We start from the raw sequence: 9,098 nt of genomic DNA, 5'->3' as shown, positions 1-9,098 counted from the left end.
GGCCGCAGGTAGTAGTAGATGTCCTGGAAGTCGATGTCGGGCATGTTGACCGCGAACCACTCGGCCATCGGCTTGCGCTCGAAGAGGCGCAGGCTCCGGAGCCGGAGCTGGGTCATCCATCGCGGTTCGCCCTTCCACCACGAGATCTGTTCGACGACGCCCGGGTTGATGCCCTTCTCGGGCGTGAACGCGTACTCGACCTCGTCGGACCAGCCGAGGTCGTACTTGGAGAGATCGAGGTCGAACGAGGTCATCATCGGCTCCTGCGGTGTGGCGCTCGGGGGATTTCCACTACCGCCATAGTAACAATCCGAACCGCCCTTTGCGCCGCCCAGCGCAGCACTCAGCGGGCCTCGATCGCCTCACGCCACGCCGCAGCGGTGATCCGGTACACCAGCCGGTCGGCTGCATCCGGCGCGGGCTCGCGGACACCACCGATCCTCTCGACCGCGCGGCGTGAGCGGACGTTGCTCGCGCTGACGAACAGCACGACCGACTCCACGAATCGGAAGGCGTGCTGCAGCATGAGTCGCTTGAGCTCGCCGTTGTACCGCCCGCCCCAGTGGGACCGGGCGAGGAACGTCCAGCCGATCTCCACCTCGCTCGCCGCTTCGGAGTATCCGAAGAAGCGCGACGAACCGATCACGCGCTGCGTGGCGGTCTCGCTGGCGAGCAGAGCGCCATTGGACTCGAGCGACTCCTCGAAGAACGCCCGGAAGACCGGCAACTCGTGACGATCGGTCGCTGGATGCTGCTCCCAGATCAGCGGGTCGGCCGCGACGTCGCGGAGGACGTCGAAGTCGGTCAGCCGCAGCGGGCGGAGCTCGACGAGGTCGCCGCGCAGCGTCGGCTGCAGATCGAACGGCAACGTTCACTCCTCCCCACGAACGCCGTGCGATCGGCTAGGCGGCCGCTTCGTCGGAGCCGTCGGCGGCGACGAGCGCCGGCACCTCGACCTCGATGAAGATGCACTCCCCCGGGCAGACCTCTGCCGCCTCGATGACCGAGCGCTCGTGGCGCGGGGAGACCCACGCGAGGCTGCCGGACCCACCTGGATCGTTGAGCACCTCGCCGTCCTCGGCGACGTAGGCGATGCCGTCCTCGAGGAGGACGAACACGTCGTGGCAGTGGTCGACGCACAGTCCGTCGCCGGTGCACAGGTCTTGGTCGATCCACACGCGCATGGTGGCGACACGCTACTGGCAACCCTGCCCCGATGAGATGTTGTCCGACGGACGCGGCTCCGGCGCATCGGCTCGCCTACTCTGCGCGACGTGCACGAGCCCGTCGCGAAGCAGATCGACCACGTCTGGGTCCGACCCGGCGGCGAGGTGGACGACCCGTTCGCCTGGATGCGCGACCGTGACGATCCCGACACGATCGCCTACCTCGAGTCCGAGAACGCCCACACCGACGCATGGTTCGCGCGGCATCAGGGCCAAATCGACGAGGTGTTCGACGAGATCAAGTCGCGCATCCAGGAGACCGACGTGGCCGCGCCGGTGCCGAAGGACGGCTGGTTCTACTCGACGCGCACCGTCGAGGGGCAGGCCTATCCCATCCACGGACGGGGTCCCGACGCCGGGCGGGCGACCGACGAGACGATCCTCGACCAGAACGTCGAGGCCGACGGCAACGACTTCTTCGACCTCTCGGCGTTCGAGATCAGCCCCGACCATCGGCTCGTCGCATGGTCGGCCGACACGTCGGGCGACGAGCACTACACCCTTCGCATCCGCGACGTCGCCCACGGCCGCGACCTCGACGACGAGCTCCGCGACACGACCTGGGCGGGTGTCGCGTGGTCGAGCGACGGCACCCACGTCTTCTACGTCGAAGCCGACGAGCAAGAGCGGCCGTACCGCGTGATGCGGCATCGGCTCGGCACGGCGCAGGCCGACGACGTCGAGGTGTTCGCCGATGACGACGAGCGGTTCTACGTCGGCATCGGCACGACCCGCAGCCACGAGTTCGTGATCATCCACGCTGCGAGCAAGCAGACGTCCGAGGCCTGGTTGCTGCCGGCGGGTGACCCGGGCGCCGAACCGTTCTGCGTCCGCCCGCGCGAGGAGGATCTCGAGTACCAGGTCGAGCACTGGGGCGACCGGCTGGTGATCCTGACGAACCTCGACGCAGTGGACTTCCGCGTCATGGCCGCGGAGACGGACGAACCCGGCGCGTGGACCGAGCTCGTGCCGCACGTCCCGGGCCGCCGGATCACGGCCGTCGAACCATTCGAGGACCACCTCGCCCTGCACGAGTGGAACGACGCGCAGACCGCGATCCGCATCGTCGAGCGCGACGGTTCGTCGCGGCTGCTCGAGATCGACGACGAACCGCACGACGTCGAGTTCGGCCCGAACGAGAACTGGGACACGACGACGCTGCGGTTGACACATCAGTCGCTGACGCTGCCGCCGAGGGTCATCGACGTCGACGTGCGAACGGGCGAGGTGACCGTGGTCAAGCAGACGCCGACCCCGAACGTCGACCTCGCCGACTACGCAGCCGAGCGGCGCTGGGCCGAGGCGGCCGACGGCACGCGGGTGCCGGTCGACATCGTCCACCATGTCGACACCCCGCTCGACGGCACGGCACCGTGCTGCGTCTACGGCTACGGGTCCTACGAGGTCTCGATGCCGCCGTGGTTCTCGGTCGCCCGGCTGTCGTTGCTCGACCGGGGCGTCGTCTGGGCACTCGCCCACCCGAGAGGTGGCGGCGAGCTCGGCCGGCAGTGGTACCTCGACGGCAAGCTGCTGGCCAAGCGGAACACGTTCACCGACACGCTGGCTGCGTGCGAGCACCTCGCCGCCGACGGGGTGGCCGCCCGCGACCGCATCGCGATCCGCGGTGGGAGCGCCGGCGGGCTGCTCGTCGGCGCGTGCGTCACGATGGAACCCGGCCGGTTCCGGTCGGCCGTCGCCGAGGTGCCGTTCGTCGACGTGACGACGACGATGAGCGACCCGACCCTGCCGCTGACCGTGACCGAGTGGGACGAGTGGGGTGACCCGCGCGCCGAGCCGTTCGCCTCGTACATCGCCGGCTACGCGCCCTACGACAACACCCGGCCCGCCGACTACCCCGCGATGTTCATCACCGCCGGCCTCAACGACCCCAGGGTCAGCTTCCACGAGCCGGCGAAGTGGACCGCGCGGCTCCGGCAGGTGAGGACCAACGACGAGCCGCTGTTGCTCAAGACCGAGATGGGCGCCGGCCACGCTGGACCGAGCGGCCGCTACGACGCTTGGCGCGACGAGGCCCGCGTCCTCACGTTCCTCCTTCGGACGCTCTGAGCCCGGCGCGGATGGCGCTCGTCACCCCCAGAGCGACAGGACCCCGAGCGCCAGGAGCGCGCCGTTGCGAGCCAGGTGCCCGGGCCCGATCGGCGAAGCCGACCACGCGCCGAAGCAGGCGCACGGCGGCCGGCGGCCTTGCGACAGCCGCAACGCGATCAACGCGCTGAACGCGAGCAGCAGGGCGATCGCGGCGAGCGCCGGCCACGGTTCCACCAGCTGCACGACGAGCGCGGCCCCGACCGCCAACTCGAGCCACGGCAGGAGTGGAGCGGCGAACCGCGGCGCACCGAGGTCCCGCGCCTGCGCGGGCCAGGCGGCTCCGGCGGCCAGCTTCGAGCCGCCGGCCAGCACGAACGCCGCGCCGAGCAGCACCGACGCGACGAGTGCGACCGCGCTCACCCGCCGACGCGGAGCACGAGGCCTTCGTATGCGCCGATGACGTTCATGCCGTCGGCCCAGATCGACTCGTCGGCGGCCTGGATGAGCTTGTCGAGCATGTCGTCGTCGTGGAGCGGGTCGTGATGGAACAGCACGAGCGTCTTGACGTTGCACTCGGCGGCCAACCAGACCGCGTAGTCGATCGTGCAGTGACCCCAATTGGTCTTCTCGATGAACTCCTCGGGTGTGTACTGCGCATCGTGGATGAGCACGTCGACATCGCGGCAGAGCTCCTTCGCGTTGTCGGTCGCCTCGAAGAGCTCGACGCCGGGCTGCTGGTGGTCGCTCAGGTAGGCCACCGACGCACCGCCCCACTCGAGCCGGTACCCGAGCGTCGGGCCGACGTGCGGGATGAACCGGCTCATCACGTTGGCCTCGCCGATCATGAAGTCGTCGTCCCCGGTCGCTCGCAGGGTGAGGTCACCCGGCAGCGCGTCGAGTCCGACGGGGAACAGCGGCGGGCAGATCGACCGGCCGAACACCTCGTGCAGCGACGCGCCCGCATCCTGCAGCGGCGCGTGGATGTCGAGCTGCCCGCCGCTCTTGAGGAGCGGGGGGAAGAACGGCAGCCCCTGGAGGTGATCCCAGTGCAGGTGGGTCAGCAGGCACGTGCCTCGAAAGGGCCGGTCGCTGTTGCAGTGCCCGCCGAAGTACCGTGCGCCGGTGCCGACGTCGAAGAAGATCGGATCGTGTTCGGGCAGCGCGACGGACACGCACGACGTGTTGCCGCCGTACCGCCGGATGTCGTCGCCATGACAGGGCGTCGAGCCACGGACCCCGTGGAAGGTGATGTCGAAACCCCCGATGGACGTCAAGTTACCGTTCGACGGCGCGCGGGAGAAGACCCAGCCCGACGACGGGTGTCACAACACGTCGGCTAGCGCAGCGCTTGCTGCAGCAACTCCGGAGCCGCCCGTCGGCGCACGCATCGCGCCGAGCGCGGCCTCGATCGTGCCGATCACGCCGAGCACCATCGGCACGTTGACGTGACCCATGTGGCCGATCCGGAACGCGGGCCCGGCGACGTCGCCGACGCCGATCCCGAGCGTGACGCCGGCGTCGTCGCGGCAGATGCTGCGGAGGCGATCGGCGTCGATCGCCCCGGCGCGAATGGTGGTGACCGCGTTGGCCCGCTCGGCCGGATCGGTCGCGTGGAGCGAGAGACCGCCCGGCGTCGACCATGCGTCGACCGCAGCGTGGACGGCTGCCGCCAGCGCGGTGTGCCGGTGCCATCGAGCCTCGAGGCCCTCCTCGCCGACCATGCGAAGCGCCTCGCGGATGCCGTACAGATGGGTCACCGGCGGGGTGCCGCAGAAGCGGAGGTAGTAGGGCCCGTTCTCGGTGCGCGACGTCCAGTCCCAGTAGCGCGTGCGGAGGTCGGCACTCTGGTGAGCGGCGAGTGCCCGCGGGCCGGCCCAGACGAAGCCGAGGCCGGGCGGCGTCATCAGCCCCTTCTGCGACGCGGCAACCGTCACGTCGACACCCCAGGCGTCCATCTCGTAGCGCTCGCAGGCGAGCGACGCGATGCAGTCGACCATCAGCAACGCGGGGTGACCGGCCGCGTCGATTGCGGCGCGGATGGCCGGGAGGTCGTTGCGGATCGACGACGCCGTGTCGACGTGCACGACGAGGATCGCCGTGATCTCGTGCTGCGCGTCACGGCGGAGATGCTCCTCGACGGCGGCGGGGTCCACCGCCCGGCCCGTGTCGGCGGTGACGGCCTCGACGCGCAACCCGTTGAACTGAGCCATCTCACCCCAGACCGTGCCGAACCGCCCGCATTCGAGCACGAGCACCCTGTCGCCCCGCGACAGCGTGTTCGACAGCGCCATCTCCCACGCGCCGTGGCCGTTGCTGATCGTGACGAACGGCCGGCTCGCGGTTCGGGCCACGCCGGGCAGCGCGTCGAAGACCTCGTCGATGACGTCGGTCAGCTCGCCCGCGTAGATGTCGGGCATCGCCCGGTGCATCGCCGACAGCACTCGGTCGGGCACGACCGTGGGTCCGGGGATCGCCACGAGCTCGCGGCCGGCGCCGAGCCACATGTCCATCGGGCGAGTCTGACAGGTCGACATGACGGCGGCGCCTACCGTGACGTCATGAGCGAGTTCGTCGACCAGGACCTCGGAGGCGCCCGATTCGAGCGCGCGGACGTGCGGAACGCCGACTTCTCGCAGGTGTTGCTGAACGACGCCAGGATGCACCAGGTCGACCTGAGCGGCGCAGAGATTCGGGGCTCGCGGCTGCACGGCGCGCGGCTGATCGGCGTCGAGCTCTGCGACGTCGAGATCACCGGCGAGATCGAGAACGTCACGGTGAACGGCGTCGACATCGGCCCGCTCGTCGAAGCGGAGCTGAACCGGCTGATGCCCGACCGGGCGAAGATGCGGCCGCACGACGTCGCCGGTCTCCGGGAGGCATGGGCGATCCTCGAGCGGCTCTGGGAGGAGACGATCGAGCACGCTCGTGCCCTGCCGCCCGAGTCGCTCCACGTCCGGGTCGCCGGCGAGTGGTCGTTCGTCGAGACGCTGCGCCACCTCAACTTCGCGAGTGCTGCGTGGGTGGGTCGCATGCTCCTCGGCGAGCCGTCCCCCTGGCACCCGCTCGACCTCCCCTGGGACGAGGCGCCGGGCTGGGAGGGCGTGCCGTGGGACCGGGAGGCTCGACCCGATCTCGACACCGTGCTCGACGTGCGACGGAGCCGGCAGGCGATGGTCGCCGGGGTGATCGAGTCGCTCACCGACGACCAGCTGGCGTCGACCGTGTCGCGAACCGAGCCCGGTTGGCCGCAGTTGGAGGACTTCCCGGTGCGCGAGTGCCTGCTGATCGTGCTCAACGAGGAGTGGGAGCACCGCAGGTACGCCGAGCGCGACCTGGCCGCCGTCGAGGCATCGACAGCGGGCTGACCGCTCCGGGCGGACTCACTCGAATCGCAGTTCGACCGAGCCCACACCGTCGAACGTGGCGCAGACGTGGTCGCCCGCTTCGGCCTCGAAGACGTCGGTCGTCACGCCGGTGGTCACGACGTCGCCGGCCCGCAGCTGCCGCCCGTACTGCAGCAGCTCGTCGGCCAGCCAGGCCATCACGGTGAGCGGGTGGCCGAGCACGTTCGAGCCAGATCCCTCGGTCACGCGCTCGCCGTTGCGCTCGACGATGACACCGGCGACGCCGAGATCGAGTCCGCGCCAGTCAGTGACGGGTTCACCGTGGATCCACCACCCGTGGATCGCGTTGTCGGCGGCGACCTGCAGCGCCCCGAGCGCCCACGACTCGTACCGGTAGTCGACGATCTCGATCGCCGGGATCACCGCGTCGATGTGCTCGGCGATCGTGTCATGGGTGTGGCCGCCGTCGACCGGCTCGACGTCGCGGCCGACACGGAAGCCGAACTCGGCCTCGATGACGCGGAGGACGAAGTGGGTTGCGTCGAGAGTCGCGCCCGACGGCGACGTCGTGTGCGCCAGCAAGCGGCCGAACACCGGCCGGTCGATGCGCAGCGCTTCCTGCGCGATCGGGCTCGTGCAGGCGCACTTGTAGCCGACGGGCGGGGCGCCGTCGGGTGCTGCCTCGAGGAGGCCGGCGACGACGAGGTCTTGCACCGCGTAGGCGGTCGCGAGGTCGGCGGGGCGGAGTTCGTCGGGCAGGTCGGGCTCGATCCGGCGGGTGCGCCGCATGTCGAGCAGCTCGTCGGCGGCGGCGGTCACGTCCACGGCTCGGCACTGTACGGCATGGCGGATTCGGCAGGTCTCTCCTGGTCGGAGCAATGAGCCACCCGGAGTACCGGCACGCAGGGCGTGTCGGGCCACCGGCGACCGAGTAGACACGGGGCGTGGACGAGCCGACGTTCGTCGAGGGCGGAAAGAGCTACCTGTTGCCTGGCGATCGTGTGGGATGCGTGCTCCTCCATGGCTTCACAGCCATGCCGGCCGAACTGCGCCCCCTCGCCGACCATCTCCGTGCGATGGGCCGAACGGTGCTCGGGTTGCGGATGCCCGGGCACGGCACCCACCCCCAGCACCTCGCCGAGACTCGATGGCATCACCACGTGACCGCTGCTGCTGACGCCGTCCAGATGCTACGAAGCATGTGCCACCGGGTGTGCGTGATCGGCACGTCGATGGGAGCGATCGTGTCACTCTCTCCCGAGCTCGACGTCGCCGACGCCCGCGTCGCCCTGTCGATCCCGGCCGGCGTCGACACGCACGGCCTACCGGATGAACCGCAGTTGATAGCCAAGGACGTCCCGCTCGACCCTGCCCTCGGGATCCGGCGCGAGCGCGACTTCCCCGCCTACGGCGCCGACGTCATCGCGCACGTCGCCGAGCTGGCCGTCGGCTGGCAGCGCATGTGGGACAACCTGCCCCAGCTGACTGGCCCCGTCTTCCTCACACACTCCGACGCCGACGGCTTCTTCCCGGTGGCCGCCACGCAGCAGGTGCAGGACCGGCTGTCGAACGCCGACGTCACGACGCACATCGCCCATGGTCTCGACCACGCGATGGTGTACGACCCGGGCGGTCGCCCCGTGATCGAGCTGATCGGCGACTTCGTCGAGCGCCGTCTCGGCGACCGCTGACGCCGGCATCGCCGACCGCGCGTCCCGGCCTCGTCGGCCGAACGCTGCGTCGCAGGATCCGCTCGACTTCGACCGCGGGCGGGAGGACGATGAGGGGTGACAAGGAGGTAGGCCATGCATCCCGCTACCAGTCTTCGCGCTCGGTGGGCGGCGATCGGAGCCGCCGTTGCCGTCACCGTTGGTGCCGGCATCGCCGCCACCGACGTCGTCGACGCGACCGTGTCGTCGGGAGAGCGCACCGTGTTGGTTGCGATCACCCCGTGCCGCCTGTTCGACACCCGCCCCGAATTCCAGGTCGGACCCAAGTCCACCCCGCTCGGAGCCAACGAGACCGTCACCCTGAACGGCCGTGGCGCTGTCGGGAACTGCTCGCTCCCCGACGACGCGACGGCGCTGTCGCTGAACGTGACCGCGGTCGGGGCGACGTTGCCGACGTTCCTGACGATCTGGCCGACCGGGGCGACGATGCCCACGGCATCGAGCCTCAACCCGTTCCCCGACTCGCCACCGGCCCCCAACGCGGTCACCGTCGACCTGTCCGACGACGGCCGATTCGACGTCTACAACCTGCAGGGCCAGGTGCACGTGCTCGCCGACGTGGTCGGCTACTACGTCCACCATACCCACGACGACCTCTACGACACCCGCGCCCAGGTCGACGCCGAGCTCGCCGGGCTCCGTGCCGAGATCGCTGCCGTGCAGGCCGAGTTCGATGGTTTGGAGGCCGAGGTCGACGTGTTGGAAGCCAAGCTCGCCAACGTCTCGATCACCGAGATCGACGGACATCC

Annotated in this window: 9 protein-coding genes and 2 pseudogenes; 4 read left to right on the top strand and 7 right to left on the bottom strand. The window is 70.0% G+C overall.

Annotation, left to right across the window (positions count from 1 at the left end; translation table 11 throughout):
- From QNJ12_RS22250 to QNJ12_RS22240, 3 genes and pseudogenes are all read right to left on the bottom strand, one after another.
- Positions 1-254, bottom strand: a pseudogene (locus tag QNJ12_RS22250) (Fe-S cluster assembly protein SufB); the annotation flags it as partial.
- Positions 255-343: 89 nt separating this feature from the next.
- Complete coding sequence (locus QNJ12_RS22245) at positions 344-868, bottom strand: GNAT family N-acetyltransferase (RefSeq protein ID WP_300626072.1); 525 nt, start codon at positions 866-868, stop codon at positions 344-346.
- 34 nt (positions 869-902) lie between these two features.
- Positions 903-1,184, bottom strand: coding sequence for a ferredoxin (locus QNJ12_RS22240; protein WP_300626070.1), 282 nt, complete (start codon positions 1,182-1,184; stop codon positions 903-905).
- A gap of 90 nt (positions 1,185-1,274) precedes the next feature.
- Here QNJ12_RS22240 and QNJ12_RS22235 point away from each other — a divergent pair, with 90 nt between their 5' ends.
- The gene (locus QNJ12_RS22235) at positions 1,275-3,293 is read left to right on the top strand and encodes a S9 family peptidase (protein WP_300626069.1); all 2,019 of its coding nucleotides are present in this window, start codon (positions 1,275-1,277) and stop codon (positions 3,291-3,293) included.
- A gap of 21 nt (positions 3,294-3,314) precedes the next feature.
- Here the strand turns inward: QNJ12_RS22235 and QNJ12_RS22230 are convergent, their stop codons facing one another.
- Genes QNJ12_RS22230 through QNJ12_RS22220 form a run of 3 tightly spaced genes read right to left on the bottom strand, consistent with a single transcriptional unit; the run spans position 3,315 to position 5,779 of the window.
- On the bottom strand, positions 3,315-3,695 hold the full coding sequence (locus QNJ12_RS22230; protein ID WP_300626067.1) for a MauE/DoxX family redox-associated membrane protein: 381 nt from the start codon (positions 3,693-3,695) through the stop codon (positions 3,315-3,317).
- Complete coding sequence (locus tag QNJ12_RS22225; protein ID WP_300626066.1) at positions 3,692-4,549, bottom strand: MBL fold metallo-hydrolase; 858 nt, start codon at positions 4,547-4,549, stop codon at positions 3,692-3,694. Before QNJ12_RS22225 ends, QNJ12_RS22230 begins: the two co-directional genes overlap by 4 nt.
- A 48-nt stretch (positions 4,550-4,597) precedes the next feature.
- Complete coding sequence (locus tag QNJ12_RS22220; protein WP_367281839.1) at positions 4,598-5,779, bottom strand: alanine--glyoxylate aminotransferase family protein; 1,182 nt, start codon at positions 5,777-5,779, stop codon at positions 4,598-4,600.
- A 54-nt stretch (positions 5,780-5,833) separates the two neighbouring features.
- Here QNJ12_RS22220 and QNJ12_RS22215 point away from each other — a divergent pair, with 54 nt between their 5' ends.
- On the top strand, positions 5,834-6,640 hold the full coding sequence (locus QNJ12_RS22215; protein WP_300626064.1) for a DinB family protein: 807 nt from the start codon (positions 5,834-5,836) through the stop codon (positions 6,638-6,640).
- A 15-nt stretch (positions 6,641-6,655) separates the two neighbouring features.
- On the opposite strand, the gene QNJ12_RS22210 is transcribed toward QNJ12_RS22215, so the two are convergent.
- Positions 6,656-7,444, bottom strand: a complete 789-nt coding sequence (locus QNJ12_RS22210) for a fumarylacetoacetate hydrolase family protein (protein WP_300626062.1) — start codon at positions 7,442-7,444, stop codon at positions 6,656-6,658.
- A gap of 119 nt (positions 7,445-7,563) precedes the next feature.
- Here QNJ12_RS22210 and QNJ12_RS22205 point away from each other — a divergent pair, with 119 nt between their 5' ends.
- Complete coding sequence (locus QNJ12_RS22205; RefSeq protein ID WP_300626060.1) at positions 7,564-8,310, top strand: alpha/beta fold hydrolase; 747 nt, start codon at positions 7,564-7,566, stop codon at positions 8,308-8,310.
- Positions 8,311-8,424: 114 nt separating this feature from the next.
- Positions 8,425-9,098: pseudogene (locus QNJ12_RS22200) on the top strand (hypothetical protein); the annotation flags it as partial.

Origin of the sequence: Ilumatobacter sp., from assembly GCF_030065885.1 — a bacterium.
Taxonomy (GTDB): domain Bacteria; phylum Actinomycetota; class Acidimicrobiia; order Acidimicrobiales; family Ilumatobacteraceae; genus Ilumatobacter.
The sequence above is the reverse complement of the archived record's forward strand: the minus strand, read 5'-3'. Positions and strand labels throughout refer to the sequence as shown.

Bases quoted from the DNA above. Each gene is read 5' to 3' on its own strand.
- QNJ12_RS22215 (WP_300626064.1), top strand. From the start codon at position 5,834: ATGAGCGAGTTCGTCGACCAGGACCTCGGAGGCGCCCGATTCGAGCGC.
- QNJ12_RS22240 (WP_300626070.1), bottom strand. From the start codon at position 1,184: ATGCGCGTGTGGATCGACCAAGACCTGTGCACCGGCGACGGACTGTGC.
- QNJ12_RS22220 (WP_367281839.1), bottom strand. From the start codon at position 5,779: ATGTGGCTCGGCGCCGGCCGCGAGCTCGTGGCGATCCCCGGACCCACG.